Consider the following 16,282-nt stretch of genomic DNA (forward strand, 5'->3'; position numbering starts at 1 on the left):
CCCTTAAAAAAGCGGGACGACGGTCTTTGCTGTACGTTGTAATTCAATGTACATGCCGACAGTCTTTTTTCATTCATAGCAAGGGGAGGTGAAATCATGAGTAGTAGTACAGTTTGGATACTCATCTCCATTTTGCTTGCAACAGTCGGTGCAGTTGTTGGCTTTTTTGTTCGAAAGTCTATTGCTGAAGCGAAGATTAATGGTGCAGCTAATGAAGCAAAACGTATTCTAGACGAAGCGAATCGTGATGCTGAAGCACTTAAGAAAGAAGCGCTTTTAGAAGCAAAGGATGAAATTCATACACTTCGTACAGAAGCTGAATTAGAAATTCGTGACCGTAGAAGCGAATTACAAAAACAAGAAAATCGTTTAATGCAAAAAGAAGAGAACCTTGATCGTAAAGACGAAACGCTCGATAACCGCGAGCGACAGTTAGAAAAGAAAGAGGAATCTCTTGTAGCGAAACAACAACAGATTGAAGAGTTGGAAAGCAAAGTGGGAGAGTTAGTTCAAAAGCAACAAACAGAATTAGAGCGCATTTCCAATCTGACCCGCGAACAAGCGAAAGCAATTATTCTTGGTAAAGTGGAAAGTGAAGTTTCTCATGAAATTGCCGTTATGGTAAAAGAAAGTGAAGTTCGCGCGAAAGAAGAAGCGGATAAGAAGGCAAAAGAGATTTTATCTCTTGCAATGCAAAGATGTGCAGCTGATCATGTTGCTGAAACAACCGTTTCGGTTGTAAATCTTCCAAATGACGAAATGAAGGGACGTATTATCGGACGTGAAGGTCGTAACATTCGTACGTTAGAAACGTTAACAGGTATTGACCTTATTATCGATGATACACCAGAAGCGGTAATTCTATCTGGATTTGACCCGATTCGTCGTGAAACAGCTCGTATCGCTCTTGATAAACTAGTACAGGACGGACGTATTCACCCAGCGCGTATTGAAGAGATGGTCGAAAAATCAAGACGTGAAGTGGACGAGTATATTCGTGAAGTCGGAGAGCAAACAACGTTTGAAGTGGGTGTTCATGGCTTACATCCAGATTTAATTAAAATTTTAGGTCGTTTAAAATACCGTACAAGTTACGGGCAAAACGTCTTAAAACACTCTATGGAAGTTGCATACTTAACTGGACTTATGGCAGCGGAGCTTGGTGAGGATGAAAAACTAGCAAGACGTGCTGGTCTATTACATGATATCGGAAAAGCAATCGATCATGAAGTAGAAGGTAGCCACGTTGAAATTGGTGTTGAACTCGCAACGAAATATAAAGAGCATCCTGTTGTAATAAACAGTATCGCATCTCACCATGGTGACACAGAGCCAACTTCTATCATTGCAGTTCTAGTTGCTGCAGCAGATGCATTATCAGCTGCAAGACCGGGAGCTCGTAGTGAAACGCTTGAGAATTACATTCGTCGTCTTGAAAAGTTAGAAGAAATTTCAGAGTCTTATGAAGGCGTAGAAAAATCTTTCGCAATTCAAGCAGGACGTGAAGTTCGTATTCTGGTAAAACCAGATACAATTGATGATTTAGAAGCTCATCGTTTAGCTCGTGATATTCGAAAACGTATTGAAAATGAACTGGATTATCCAGGACATATTAAAGTAACTGTTATTCGTGAAACACGTGCAGTGGAATACGCAAAATAAAGTGGTGAAACACCACTTTATTTTTTTGTGTTGGAATTGGGTAAAATAAAGAAAATTATTTATCCCGCGTTAACGGGCAGTAAAACTCCCACCTCAAAATTCGGCTTGAGAAAAGAAATTAGGTGGGGGATAAACTGCCCGTAAACGCCCGATTGGTGAAGGCTAATAATCAATGGGGGATGAACAAAACCCCCACTGATTATAGTTTCACTTTATGAGCAGTATGCAAGTGAAAGAAACTTATAATAGATAAATTGTAACTGTTGTAAGGAAATAGCTTTAAGTTATAGTATGGTAATAAAAAATGTAGTACATAGAAAGGGTAAGACATATGAGAATATTATTTGTTGGGGATGTAGTAGGATCTCCTGGTAGAGACATGATTCAACAGTACGTACCGGCATTAAAGAAGAAATATACACCGACAGTAACAATTATTAATGGAGAAAATGCTGCGGGTGGACGTGGAATTACGGAAAAAATATATCGAAACTTTTTAGAGTGCGGGGCACAAGCGGTTACGCTTGGAAACCACGCTTGGGATAACCGTGAGGTATTTGAATTTATCGATGATGCAAAATATCTTGCAAGACCAGCTAACTTCCCAGAAGGAACGCCGGGAAAAGGGCTTATCTTTGTAAATTGTAATGGAACAGAAGTTGCAGTTATTAACTTACAAGGACGTACTTTCCTTCCTCCAATTGATTGTCCATTCCGTAAAGTGGATGAATTAATCAGCATTGCAAAAAAACGTACAAACATTATCTTTGTTGATTTTCATGCTGAAACAACAAGTGAGAAGCAGGCGTTAGGTTGGTATGTAGACGGTCGTGCTACAGCGGTAGTAGGTACACATACACACGTTCCTACAGCTGATAATCGTATTTTACCAAGCGGAACAGCTTATATTACAGATGTTGGTATGACAGGCCCATATGATGGGATTTTAGGTATGGATCGCGAAGCGGTATTGAAGAAGTTTTTAACGAACTTACCAGTGCGTTTTGAAGTGACGAATGGTAGAACACAATTAAGTGCAGTGTTAATTGATGTGGATCCTAATACAGGGAAAGCGAAGAAAATTGAGCGCATTTTAATTAATGATGACCAACCATTTTTTGACTGATTTTTAACGAAGAGTTAGAGAATTCTTTATATTTTAATTTTTTAGAAAAATTACAGAAATTTAGCAGGAATACGTGCCATTCCTCGTGAATATAAGTTAAAGTGAAATAATTGCTATTACTTTTTATAGAAACGAGGAGGAAACGCGGAATGGAAATATTAAAAGTTAAAGCAACGTCGGTCCCTAATTCTGTAGCTGGTGCACTTGCAGGTGTTATTCGTGAACGCGGAACAGCAGAAATTCAAGCTATTGGTGCAGGTGCATTGAACCAAGCGGTAAAGGCAGTAGCAATTGCAAGAGGATTTGTAGCGCCTAGCGGTTTGGACTTGATTTGTATCCCAGCGTTTACAGATATTATGATTGATGGTGAAGAGCGTACAGCGATAAAATTAATTGTAGAACCTCGTTAAGTTGAAACAACCTGTTTGCATGTATGCAAACAGGTTGTTTTTGTAATGGAGGAATGAAAATGAAAATTTTTGATGCACATTGCGATGTACTCTTTCAGTTATGGAGTGCAAAGGGAAAAAAAGACTTTCAAAACGATTCACAATTACATATTACATTTGAACAATTAATGAAAAGAAAAGGAAGTATACAATGCTTTGCTATATATATACCAGAAACAGTAGCGTATGAAAAGCGTTTTGAAGTTGCGCTGCAAATGATAGATATTTTTCATAATGAAATTCTATCGCTACCAGGAATGAAGTTTATTCAGACAAAAAACGATATTAACATGCTAAAACAGGACGAGATTGGAGCATTATTAACATTAGAAGGATGCGAAGCAATTGGAAAAGAAGCGATGAAATTACGTTTGTTTTATCGCTTAGGTGTACGTTCCTTTGGATTGACATGGAACTATGCCAATCTGTTAGCTGATGGAGCGCTAGAGGCACGTGGAGCAGGTTTAACTACATTTGGTAGACAAGTTGTACAAGAACTTAATACGTTACATTTATGGACCGATGTGTCTCACTTAAATGAAAGAAGCTTTTGGGATGTTATTGAAATTGCTAAAAACCCAATTGCATCTCATTCAAACTGTTATCAACTTTGTGGGCATCCACGCAATTTAACCGATGAGCAAATAAGAGCTCTTATAAAGAAAAATAGCATTATTGGTATTACTTTCGTACCGCAGTTTTTAACGAATGAAAGACAAGCGAATATAGCAGATATATTAAGGCATGTGGAATATATTTGTTCATTAGGTGGAGAAAAAAATATAGGGTTTGGTTCTGATTTTGATGGGATTTTAGAAACTGTTGTAGGTGTAGAAGCATATAGGGATTATGAAAATATAATGAATCAACTGTGTAAAAAGTATAATGAATCAACTGTAGAGCGATTTTTGTATAAAAATTTTGTTGACTGTATAACGTTCTAAAAAATATGTTTTAAAAATTCAGAAAAATTAAAATAAATTTACTTGAATTTATTGATTTTTTTAAGACCTAATACTAGAATGGTAAACGAAATAGCATTATACTAAAGATTAAGGGAAATCAGAAGAGGCATAATTTGCGTCCATTGTAGTTTATTTGCATAAAAAATGCTAAACTATTACTGTAAAAAAATACACTACAATGAATGCAGCCAAAAGGGGTGTAGGAGATGATTAGTCAACTTTCATGGAAAGTTGGAGGCCAACAAGGTGAAGGAATTGAAAGTACAGGAGAAATCTTCTGTATTGCATTAAACCGATTAGGATATTACCTATACGGTTACCGCCACTTCTCATCACGTATTAAAGGCGGCCATACAAATAATAAAATTCGCGTAAGTACAACAGAAGTACGTGCGATCTCAGATGATTTAGATATTTTAATTGCTTTTGATCAAGAAACAATTGATTTTAACTTCCACGAACTACGTCCGGGCGGAATTGTAGTTGCAGATGCGAAATTTAATCCGACAATACCTGATAATACAGATGTAAATCTATATGTGATACCATTTACGGATATCGCTTCAGAATTAGGCACATCTTTAATGAAAAACATGGTTGCTGTTGGGGCATCTAGTGCGGTATTAGGATTAGACGAAACAGCTTATTTAGAGGTTGTTGAAGAAATCTTTGGTCGTAAAGGAGAGCAAGTCGTTCAAAAGAATATGGAAGCAATTAAACGCGGCTCTCAATACATGAAAGAATTGCTTGGTGAGAAAGTAAACATGATGCAGCTTGAAAAAGCTGATGGTCAGAAACGCATGTTTATGATTGGAAACGACGCAATCGCATTTGGTGCGGTAGCTGGTGGTGCTCGCTTTATGTCTGCATATCCAATCACACCTGCATCTGAAATTATGGAATATTTAATTAAAAAGTTACCGAAAGTCGGCGGAACAGTAATCCAAACTGAGGATGAAATCGCAGCTTGTACAATGGCGATCGGTGCAAACTACGCTGGTGTTCGTACATTAACAGCATCTGCTGGTCCTGGTCTTTCTTTAATGATGGAAGCAATTGGTTTAGCAGGTATTACTGAAACACCGCTAGTTATCATTGATACACAACGCGGTGGCCCAAGTACGGGCTTACCAACAAAACAAGAGCAGTCTGACTTAATGGCTATGATTTACGGAACGCATGGTGAAATTCCAAAAATCGTAATGGCGCCAAGTACAGTTGAAGAAGCTTTCTATGATATTGTAGAAGCGTTTAACTTAGCAGAAGAATATCAAGTGCCTGTTATTTTCTTAACAGATTTACAGCTTTCTTTAGGAAAGCAAACAGTAGAACCACTTAAGTTAGATAAAGTGGAAATTCGTCGTGGTAAGCTTGATTTAGAAGTAGAATTACCAGAACGTGAAAATAAAGCATACTTCAAGCGTTATGAAGTAACAGAAGATGGGATTTCACCACGTGTTTTACCTGGTATGAAAAATGGTATTCACCATGTTACAGGTGTAGAACATGATGAAACGGGTAAACCATCTGAATCAGCGTTAAATCGTAAAGATCAAATGGACAAACGTTTCCGTAAAATGGCGAATTTACAGTTTAATACCCCTATTTACAAAAATGCTAAGCATGATGACGCAGACGTATTGTTAGTAGGCTTTAACTCAACTCGTGGTGCGATCGAAGAGGCAATGCAGCGTTTAGAACAAGAAGGAATGAAAGTAAACCATGCCCATGTACGTTTAATTCATCCGTTCCCAACAGCTGAAATCGATCCACTTGTGAAAAAAGCGAAGCGTGTTGTAGTAGTGGAAAACAATGCAACTGGTCAGCTTGCTAACATTATGAAAATGAATCTTGGCAATGGTGAGAAAATTTCTAGTCTTTTAAAATACGATGGAAATCCATTCTTGCCGAAAGAGATTTACAACGAATGTAAAAAAGGGGTTGTATTAAATGGCAACATTTAAGGACTTTCGTAACAGTGTAAAACCAAACTGGTGCCCAGGTTGCGGAGACTTCTCGGTGCAGGCTGCGATTCAGCGTGCGGCAGCTAACGTTGGTTTAAATCCAGATGAGCTAGCTGTTATTTCTGGTATCGGCTGTTCCGGTCGTATTTCAGGGTATATTAATTCATATGGTTTGCATAGTATTCACGGACGTGCTCTTCCGATTGCACAAGGTGTGAAAATGGCAAATCGTGATTTAACAGTTATTGCATCCGGTGGTGACGGTGATGGTTTTGCGATTGGTATGGGACATACAATCCATTCTATTCGTCGTAACATTGATATTACGTACATCGTAATGGATAACCAAATTTACGGATTAACAAAAGGTCAAACTTCACCACGTAGTGAAGCTGGATTTAAAACGAAAAGTACACCACAAGGTTCAATTGAACCATCACTAAATGTTATGGAAATGGCTTTAACAGCTGGTGCGACATTTGTGGCGCAAAGCTTTTCAAGTGATTTAAAAGAATTAACGCAAATTATTGAAGCTGGTATTAATCATAAAGGCTTTTCATTAATTAATGTATTTAGTCCATGTGTTACTTACAATAAAGTAAATACGTATGATTGGTTTAAAGAGAATTTAACGAAACTAAGTACAGTAGAAGGATATGATCCATCTAACCGCATGATGGCTATGCAAACATTAATGGAAAAGAACGGGTTAGTAACAGGTTTAATTTATCAAAATACAAAGCAGCCCTCTTACCAAGAGCTTGTAAAAGACTATAGTGAAAAACCTTTAGTGCAAGCTGATTTGAATATGGATCAGAAAATGTTTGATGAGCTTGTTGCTGAATTTATGTAATGATCGGAGAGAAGGTTGCCACTTGGTAACCTTCTTTTTGAGTGAATAAAAATAATTAATAGATTTGTTTACTTAGAAAATTCAGAATGATAAAATAATATATAAATCGTTGTATAAAAATAGCATGTTCATTAACTGTGAAATGAAATATAGGATAAGAAGCCTTCTTCGTTAAAGTTGGCTAAAGGCTCTATACTATGATAATGTGTATAGGGATAAAGCAATATGCTTTTGGGTAGGACAAGATGAAATAATAAAAAGGGAATGTCTATTTGTGTGGGGAAGACTTCATTCTTACGGATGATTAGATCGATTACTCAAGTTTCAAAGGGCAAGTTATCTCTCATGCTATCTAACATCATTGAGATGGGTCTAAGCGCATTAAAATGGACTACAGAGTGTGTGTATAGTTAAGGGTGAAAGGAGATTACCGATGAACGAGCAACAACGATTAGCAAGTCGACAAGCAAATTCCTCTACGAAAAAAGAAGAGAAAGATTATAGTAAATACTTTGAAAGTGTATACCAACCACCTTCCTTGAAATTGGCGAAAAAGCGTGGGAAAGAAGAAGTTAAAATTGAAAGAGATTTTGGCCTACCTGAAGAGTTTCGCAATTTTGGCGCAGGAAGAAAGTTTTACATTCGTACATATGGCTGTCAAATGAATGAGCATGATACAGAAGTAATGGCTGGGATTTTTACAACGCTTGGATATGAGCCAACCTTTTCAACTGAAGAGGCAGATGTAATTTTATTAAATACTTGTGCAATTCGTGAAAATGCTGAAAATAAAGTGTTCGGTGAACTTGGTCATTTAAAATCATTAAAGCGAAGAAATCCGGATCTTATAATTGGTGTATGTGGTTGTATGTCTCAAGAGGAATCTGTTGTAAATAAAATTATGCAAAAAAATCAGCATGTAGATATGGTGTTTGGTACACACAATATTCATAGATTACCGTATATCCTAAAGGACGCAATGTTCTCAAAAGAGACGGTAGTTGAAGTTTGGTCAAAAGAAGGGGATGTAATTGAAAACCTTCCGAAAGTACGTCGTGGTGATATTAAAGCTTGGGTAAATATTATGTATGGCTGTGATAAGTTTTGTACATATTGTATTGTACCGTATACACGCGGAAAAGAGCGCAGCAGACGTCCAGAAGATATTATTAAAGAAATTCGCCATTTAGCTGCGAACGGTTATAAAGAAATTACGTTACTTGGACAAAACGTAAACGCATACGGTAAAGACTTTGAAGATATACAATATGGTCTTGGCGATTTAATGGATGAACTTCGTAAAATCGATATCGTGCGTATTCGTTTTACAACAAGCCATCCACGTGATTTTGACAATCATTTAATTGATGTTCTTGGAAAAGGTGGTAACCTAGTAGAACATATCCACTTACCGGTTCAATCTGGTAGTACAGATATGCTTAAAATTATGGCGCGTAAATATTCGCGAGAACACTATTTAGAGCTTGTACGAAAAATTAAAGAAACAATTCCGAATGCAGTGCTAACGACTGATATTATCGTTGGTTTCCCAAATGAAACGGATGAGCAGTTTGAAGAGACGATGTCGTTATATCGTGAAGTAGGATTTGATACGGCATTTACATTTATTTATTCTCCGCGTGAAGGTACACCAGCTGCAAAAATGCAGGATAATGTTCCGATGGAAGTGAAGAAAGAGCGATTACAACGCTTAAATACACTAGTGAATGAATATGCAGTTAATAAGAATAAGCGTTATATAGGTCAAATTGTAGAAGTATTAGTTGAGGGAGAAAGTAAGAATAATCCTGAAGTACTTGCGGGATATACACGTACGAATAAACTTGTAAACTTTGTTGCTTCAAAATCTTTAATTGGTCAGCTTGTGAAAGTAAAAATAACGGAAGCAAAAACTTGGTCTCTTAACGGGGAATTGGTTAAGGAGCCGATTGAGGTGAAATAATAGATGAAAGTATATACGAAAGATGAAATTGTTGAGCAAGCGAAAGAATTAGCGAAAATGATCTCTGAAACAGAAGAAGTCGATTTCTTTAAGCGAGCAGAAGCACAAATTCATAAAAATGAAAATGTAAAGCGAGCAATTGATGAAATAAAAGCTTTGCAAAAACAAGCAGTAAACTTGCAACATTATGGGAAATGGGAAGCTTTGAAAAAAGTAGAAGCTGAAATTGATGCACTTCAAGATAAGTTAGATAATATCCCAGTTGTACAGGAGTTTAAATCTTCACAAACGTATGTAAATGACTTACTACAGCTAGTTGCTAGTACCATTTCTAACAATGTAACAGATGAAATATTAGTTTCAACTGGCGGCGATGTGTTGAAGGGTGAAACTGGTGCAGCAGTAGAAAGTAAAAAAGGAAATTGTGGTTGTTAAAGAGATGTCTTATTGACATCTCTTTTTTTTAGTGGGTTATATCGGAAATTCTTCTCAAAAAAAAGAATGACACATTCCGCTATTGTCACGCATATGATTAAGTGAATAGTGATTGAGGAGGGTTACGAATGTCCGAATTTAGAGAGATTATTACAAAAGCAGTGGTTGGAAAAGGACGTAAGTATACAAAGTCAACGCATACATGTGAATCGAATAATGAGCCAACAAGTATTTTAGGGTGCTGGGTAATTAACCATTCGTACGAAGCGAGAAAGAATGGAAAACATGTGGAAATTGAAGGTTTCTATGATGTAAACACTTGGTATTCATTTGATGGAAACACAAAGACTGAAGTTGTAACAGAACGTGTTAACTACAATGATGAAGTAAGTATTGGGTATCGTGATAAAAACTTCTCTGGTGACGATTTAGAAATTATCGCTCGTGTAATTCAGCCGCCAAATTGTTTAGAAGCTCTTGTATCGCCAAATGGTAATAAAATTGTTGTGACGGTAGAACGTGAATTTGTAACAGAAGTAGTTGGGGAAACGAAAATTTGTGTAAGTGTAAATCCTGAAGGTTGCGTAGAATCAGACGAGGATTTCCAAGTCGATGATGATGAGTTTGAAGAATTAGATCCGAACTTTATCGTCGATGCAGAAGAAGAGTAAGAGAAAGCTAGGGAGAAGTTCTTCCTAGCTTTTTACAGTACATAAGTGGTTCTGCATGAACATGATTCCTTATGAAATGTGCTATAATGAGGAAAGACTCCTGGAATAGGAGATATGGATGTCCGTGAAGTGTGACATATATGAATATAGATTATTATGTAAGAATTATGGAGGAAAGACATGACGCAATATACGCCTATGATACAGCAATACTTAAAGGTTAAGGCAGACTATCAAGATGCCTTTTTATTTTTCCGATTAGGTGATTTTTATGAAATGTTCTTTGAAGATGCGGTTAAAGCAGCTCATGAACTTGAAATTACATTAACGAGCCGAGATGGTGGTAGTAGTGAACGTATACCGATGTGTGGTGTACCGCATCATGCAGCTAAAAATTATATTGAACAACTTGTTGAAAAAGGATATAAAGTAGCTGTTTGTGAGCAAGTGGAAGACCCAAAAACAGCTAAAGGTGTAGTACGTCGTGAAGTAGTACAACTAATTACGCCAGGAACGATGATGGAAGGGCGTACAATAGACGAGAAGGAGAATAACTTCTTAGCAGCATTAACACATTTCGAAGATGGATCTTATGCGCTAGCTTGTAATGACTTAACGACTGGACAAAATACAGTGACGTTATTAACTGGTTCAGTAGAAGATATTTTATTAGAAGTGTATGCGACTGGTTCAAAAGAAATTGTTGTAGATTCTACATTTTCAAAAGATGAATTAAATAAGTTAACTGAAACATTAAAAATGACGATTTCGTATGAAGATACAACAACTATTCCAGAAGGATTAGAGCATCTTGTGAAAAGTGTCTCCCAAGCAAAATTAATTAAAGCAATTGGACGCTTATTTAACTATGTGATAAGAACACAAAAACGTTCGTTAGATCACTTGCAACCAGTAGAAATTTATTACACGAATCAATTTATGAAAATTGATGTGCATTCAAAACGTAATTTAGAGTTAACAGAGACTCTTCGCACGAAGGAAAAGACAGGCTCATTATTATGGCTATTAGACAAAACAAAAACGGCTATGGGTGGGCGTATGTTAAAACAGTGGATGGAACGTCCACTTATCCAGAAAGAAAAAGTTGAAGAGCGTTTAGAAATGGTTGAAATGTTTGTAAATGATTACTTCTTACGTGAAGATTTAAAAGAAAAGTTAAAAGAAGTATATGATTTAGAGCGTTTAGCAGGGAAAGTTGCATTTGGTAATGTAAATGCACGGGACTTATTACAATTAAGACGTTCTTTACTTCAAGTACCAGCTATTTTAGAAGCGATTAGTCTTTTGGATAATGCTTATGCAGCAAGGTTAATTCAAGGTGCGGATCCATGTGAGAGCTTAACTGAATTACTAGGAAGAAGTATTCAAGAAAACCCACCGCTTTCTATTAAAGATGGAGATATTATTAAAGACGGTTATAATGACAAGCTTGATCAATATCGTTACGTTAGTAAAAACGGAAAAACGTGGATTGCTGAGCTTGAAAAACGAGAGCGTGATATTACAGGGGTTAAATCATTAAAAATTGGGTACAACCGTATTTTCGGCTACTATATTGAAGTGACGAAGGCTAATCTTGCAGCACTTCCAGAAGGGCGCTATGAGCGTAAACAAACGCTTGCTAATGCTGAACGTTTCATAACAGATGAATTAAAAGAAAAAGAAACATTAATCTTAGAAGCAGAAGAGAAAATTGTACAATTAGAATACGATTTATTTACAGCGCTTCGCGAAGAAGTCAAAGTATTCATTCCGAAATTACAGCATTTAGCGAAAGTAATTAGTGAACTAGACGTACTGCAAAGCTTTGCGACAGTTAGTGAAGAAGAGCAGTTTGTAAAACCTGTTTTAACAAATAAGCGCGAAATCTTTATTAAAGATGGTCGTCATCCTGTCGTTGAAAAAGTATTGAACGGGAAATTGTATGTACCGAATGATTGTATTATGCCGGAGAAGATGGATGTCTTTTTAATTACAGGACCGAACATGTCTGGTAAAAGTACGTATATGAGACAATTAGCACTTGTTACTGTTATGTCACAAATTGGTTGTTTTGTACCAGCGACAGAAGCAGTATTACCTGTCTTCGATCAAATCTTTACGAGAATTGGTGCAGCGGATGATTTAATCTCAGGTCAAAGTACATTTATGGTTGAAATGTTAGAAGCGAAAAATGCAATTGCAAATGCATCAGAGAGAAGTTTAATTTTATTCGATGAAATTGGACGCGGTACATCTACGTATGATGGTATGGCACTTGCGCAAGCAATCATTGAACATATTCATGACCAAATTGGTGCGAAAACATTATTCTCTACACATTATCATGAATTAACAGTGTTAGAAGAAAGTTTAGACCAACTAAAGAATGTACATGTTTCAGCAATTGAAGAGAATGGAAAAGTAGTTTTCCTTCATAAAATTCAAGATGGAGCGGCTGATAAAAGTTACGGAATTCACGTTGCTCAACTTGCCGAGCTTCCAGAGAGCTTAATCGCTCGCGCGAAAGAAGTGTTAGCACAACTAGAAGGACAGGAAGAAATTGTTATTCCGAAACGAGTAGAAGTGAAAGTGCCAGAAGTCGCTCCAGAACCAGTTGTTGTAAAAGAAGAACCAGCAGAAATACAAGAGACGAAAGTAGAGACTGAGGAAGAATCGCAATTATCATTCTTTGGTGGAGAACAGTCTTCGAAAAAACAAGACAAGTCAGTTCTAGATGCAAAAGAAACGGCAGTACTTGCACAAATTAAAAAGATTGATTTACTCGATATGACGCCTTTAGAAGCGATGAATGAACTGTATCGTTTACAGAAAAAGTTAAAGAAAGGATGAGTAAGTAGATGGGGAAAATTCGCAAACTCGATGATCAACTCTCTAACTTAATTGCGGCAGGGGAAGTAGTAGAGCGCCCTGCCTCAGTTGTAAAAGAACTCGTGGAAAATTCCATCGATGCGAATAGTACATCTATTGAAATCCACTTAGAAGAAGCTGGATTATCGAAGATTCGCATCATCGATAATGGAGATGGTATTGCTGAAGAAGATTGTATCGTTGCATTTGAACGACACGCGACGAGTAAAATTAAAGATGAAAATGATTTATTTCGTATAAGAACGCTCGGTTTCCGCGGAGAGGCCCTGCCGAGTATTGCCTCAGTGAGTGAATTAGAGTTAATTACGAGCACAGGTGATGCGCCTGGTACACACCTTATTATTAAAGGTGGAGACATTATAAAACAAGAGAAAACGGCAAGCCGAAAAGGAACAGATATTACTGTACAAAACTTATTTTTTAATACACCAGCGCGCCTTAAATATATGAAAACGATTCATACAGAGCTTGGGAACATTACAGATATCGTGTATCGTATTGCAATGTCACATCCAGAAGTATCGTTAAAACTGTTTCATAATGAAAAGAAATTGCTTCATACATCAGGAAACGGTGATGTAAGACAAGTACTTGCATCGATTTACAGCATTCAAGTTGCGAAGAAGCTTATTCCGATTGAAGCTGAGTCTCTAGACTTTACAATTAAAGGATATGTAACATTACCAGAAGTAACGAGAGCGTCGCGTAACTATATGTCAACGATTGTAAATGGCCGTTACGTTCGAAATTTCGTATTAATGAAAGCAATTCAGCAAGGATATCATACGTTATTGCCAATCGGAAGATACCCAATCGGCTTCTTATCAATTGAAATGGATCCAATGCTTGTTGATGTCAACGTACATCCAGCAAAATTAGAAGTACGCTTTAGTAAAGAACAAGAATTGCTAAAGCTTATCGAAGAAACATTGCAAGCTGCATTCAAAAAAATACAACTCATTCCAGATGCTGGTGTAACAACGAAGAAAAAAGAAAAAGATGAAAGTGTGCAAGAACAGTTCAAGTTTGAGCATACAAAACCGAGAGAATCATCTATGCCTAACATCGTGTTACCAACAGGAATGGATGAGAAACAAGAAGAAACAACGACTGTAAAACAACCAGCACAACTGTGGCAACCGCCGAAGCAAGAATGGCAACCACCACAGTCACTCGTAAGAGAAGAGCAAAGCTGGCAGCCATCCTCTAAGCCGGTAATAGAAAAAACGGTTCGAGAGGAAAAGGAATGGACTAGCAACGATGACGATTTTGAATTAGAGGAATTGGAAGAAGAAGTTCACGAAATAAAAGAGATTGAAATGAACGGTAATGATTTACCACCGCTTTATCCAATTGGACAAATGCACGGAACATATATTTTCGCTCAAAATGATAATGGGTTATATATGATTGATCAGCATGCTGCGCAGGAGCGCATCAATTATGAATATTTCCGTGATAAAGTGGGACGAGTTACGCAAGAAGTACAAGAATTACTTGTACCGTACCGCATCGATTTATCTCTTACCGAATTTTTACGTGTCGAAGAGCAACTAGAAGAACTGAAAAAAGTTGGACTGTTCTTAGAACAATTCGGTCATCAATCTTTTATCGTCCGCTCACATCCAACGTGGTTCCCAAAAGGTCAAGAAACAGAAATTATCGACGAAATGATGGAACAAGTCGTCAAACTAAAAAAAGTTGATATTAAAAAATTACGTGAAGAAGCAGCCATCATGATGAGCTGTAAAGCGTCCATTAAAGCAAATCAATATTTAACGAACGATCAAATATTTGCTTTACTGGAAGAACTACGTACAACAACAAACCCATACACATGCCCGCACGGAAGACCGATTCTTGTGCATCATTCTACTTATGAGTTGGAGAAGATGTTTAAGAGGGTTATGTAGGGATTAATGTCCAAAGAGAAAAAGTTCGTTCCCAGTTATTTGAAACGGTTTGAAAGTGCCTAGTATTATTTATATGTGTTGAAAGAAAATAAAATAAATATGTAATAGCAATGTTCTCTACAGTTATTTTAATAAAATATTGAGAGAAATAAAAAGGAGCGATAGTAACAAGTCGCTTCTTTTTAATATAATTCTTTTGCAACTATATTTTAAAAATTCATTTATAAACTAGAAATAACCTACTTGTAATGTATATGTGCTTTCTCATTTTTTTTGTAAGGAAAGGGGTTTTTAATTTACAGATTTATCAGAATTATGTGAAGTGTAGATAAAACTATAAAATGGGGTGTTCTTTATGTGTACTAGTTTGACATTACAGACAAAAAACGGTCAGCACCTTTTTGCGAGAACGATGGACTTCACATTAGATATGAATCAAGAAGTAATAATCATTCCTCGGCATTACCAGTGGAATAATATAACTGGTGAAATCATTAATACGAAACATGCTACGGTCGGAATGGGAATTAATCATCAAGGAAGGATCATTATGGCGGACGGAGTAAATGAAGCAGGTATGACATGTGCAACACTCTATTTTCCAGGATTCGCAACTTATAGTCAAAGCATAGATGACAACAAAACGAATTTGGCTCCATTTGATTTTGTGACTTGGAGTCTCACACAATTCAATTCTGTCAAAGAGTTAAAGAAATCTGTAGATAGCCTTACCTTTTTGGATATACCATTACCGGATTTAGGACTTACGCCACCACTACATTGGATTTTAGCGGATAAATGGGGAGATTGCATTGTACTGGAGCCGACAAATGAAGGATTAAAAATGTATGACAACCCACTAGGAGTGATGACGAATAGTCCAGAGTTTAATTGGCATTTGCAAAATTTAAGACAATATATAGGCCTTAAATCGCAGCCATTCGCGCCAACTGAGTGGAGTAATGTACCATTAAGTGCTTTTGGTCAGGGCTCAGGTTCAATGGGACTTCCAGGGGATTTCACCCCGCCATCAAGGTTTGTGCGGGCAGCATATGGCAAACAAAACATTCAAGGTATAGATAGTGAAGAAGAGGGAGTATCGGCCCTTTTTCATATCTTATCAAATTGCGAGGTTCCTAAAGGCGGAGTAATAACAGAAGACGGTGCATTAGATAATACCATTTATACAAGCGTAATGTGTATGGAGTCCGGAACATATTATTATCATACTTACGATTGTAGACAAATTATAGCCATTCATTTATTTCATGAAAATTTAGATACAGATGAGATTAAAGCCTATCCGTTCCAACGGAAACAAAAAATATTTTATGAAAACTAAGTAGCTTTGAAACAACGTTTGGTAAATTTTTAAATATATATAATAGA

12 protein-coding genes are annotated in these 16,282 nt (G+C 36.8%); all 12 read left to right on the forward strand.

Annotation, left to right across the window (positions count from 1 at the left end; translation table 11 throughout):
• Positions 1-96: 96 nt before the first annotated feature.
• The 12 genes from rny (at position 97) to ABH959_RS08085 (ending at position 16,235) form a co-directional block, all read left to right on the forward strand.
• Positions 97-1,662 carry a ribonuclease Y gene (rny, locus tag ABH959_RS08030; protein ID WP_002014600.1) on the forward strand — a complete coding sequence of 522 codons (1,566 nt, stop codon included), beginning with the start codon at positions 97-99 and terminating at the stop codon, positions 1,660-1,662.
• 331 nt (positions 1,663-1,993) lie between these two features.
• The gene (locus ABH959_RS08035; protein WP_002014601.1) at positions 1,994-2,788 is read left to right on the forward strand and encodes a TIGR00282 family metallophosphoesterase; all 795 of its coding nucleotides are present in this window, start codon (positions 1,994-1,996) and stop codon (positions 2,786-2,788) included.
• Positions 2,789-2,937: 149 nt separating this feature from the next.
• On the forward strand, positions 2,938-3,198 hold the full coding sequence (gene spoVS, locus ABH959_RS08040) for a stage V sporulation protein SpoVS (protein WP_000404341.1): 261 nt from the start codon (positions 2,938-2,940) through the stop codon (positions 3,196-3,198).
• A gap of 59 nt (positions 3,199-3,257) precedes the next feature.
• A complete protein-coding gene (locus tag ABH959_RS08045) occupies positions 3,258-4,181 on the forward strand; it encodes a dipeptidase (RefSeq protein WP_016092175.1) in 924 nt (307 codons plus the stop codon).
• A gap of 227 nt (positions 4,182-4,408) precedes the next feature.
• Positions 4,409-6,166 carry a 2-oxoacid:acceptor oxidoreductase subunit alpha gene (locus ABH959_RS08050; RefSeq protein ID WP_016092174.1) on the forward strand — a complete coding sequence of 586 codons (1,758 nt, stop codon included), beginning with the start codon at positions 4,409-4,411 and terminating at the stop codon, positions 6,164-6,166.
• Positions 6,153-7,019, forward strand: coding sequence for a 2-oxoacid:ferredoxin oxidoreductase subunit beta (locus ABH959_RS08055; protein ID WP_002088040.1), 867 nt, complete (start codon positions 6,153-6,155; stop codon positions 7,017-7,019). The genes ABH959_RS08050 and ABH959_RS08055 overlap by 14 nt, the downstream gene beginning before the upstream one ends.
• Positions 7,020-7,452: 433 nt before the next feature.
• The gene (gene miaB, locus ABH959_RS08060; protein ID WP_219303404.1) at positions 7,453-8,982 is read left to right on the forward strand and encodes a tRNA (N6-isopentenyl adenosine(37)-C2)-methylthiotransferase MiaB; all 1,530 of its coding nucleotides are present in this window, start codon (positions 7,453-7,455) and stop codon (positions 8,980-8,982) included.
• Positions 8,983-8,985: 3 nt separating this feature from the next.
• Complete coding sequence (locus tag ABH959_RS08065) at positions 8,986-9,417, forward strand: YlbF/YmcA family competence regulator (protein ID WP_002033698.1); 432 nt, start codon at positions 8,986-8,988, stop codon at positions 9,415-9,417.
• Between the two features lie 128 nt (positions 9,418-9,545).
• Complete coding sequence (gene cotE, locus ABH959_RS08070) at positions 9,546-10,088, forward strand: outer spore coat protein CotE (RefSeq protein ID WP_002014610.1); 543 nt, start codon at positions 9,546-9,548, stop codon at positions 10,086-10,088.
• 180 nt (positions 10,089-10,268) lie between these two features.
• Positions 10,269-12,941, forward strand: a complete 2,673-nt coding sequence (gene mutS, locus ABH959_RS08075; RefSeq protein WP_404492422.1) for a DNA mismatch repair protein MutS — start codon at positions 10,269-10,271, stop codon at positions 12,939-12,941.
• A gap of 8 nt (positions 12,942-12,949) precedes the next feature.
• Positions 12,950-14,893 (forward strand): DNA mismatch repair endonuclease MutL, encoded by a 1,944-nt coding sequence (gene mutL / locus ABH959_RS08080; RefSeq protein ID WP_219303401.1) that lies wholly within the window; start codon positions 12,950-12,952, stop codon positions 14,891-14,893.
• 355 nt (positions 14,894-15,248) lie between these two features.
• A complete protein-coding gene (locus tag ABH959_RS08085) occupies positions 15,249-16,235 on the forward strand; it encodes a choloylglycine hydrolase family protein (RefSeq protein WP_113936846.1) in 987 nt (328 codons plus the stop codon).
• The last annotated feature ends 47 nt before the right edge of the window (positions 16,236-16,282 follow it).

Origin of the sequence: Bacillus sp. RC51 (genome assembly GCF_044908115.1) — a bacterium.
Classification (GTDB): domain Bacteria; phylum Bacillota; class Bacilli; order Bacillales; family Bacillaceae_G; genus Bacillus_A; species Bacillus_A mycoides.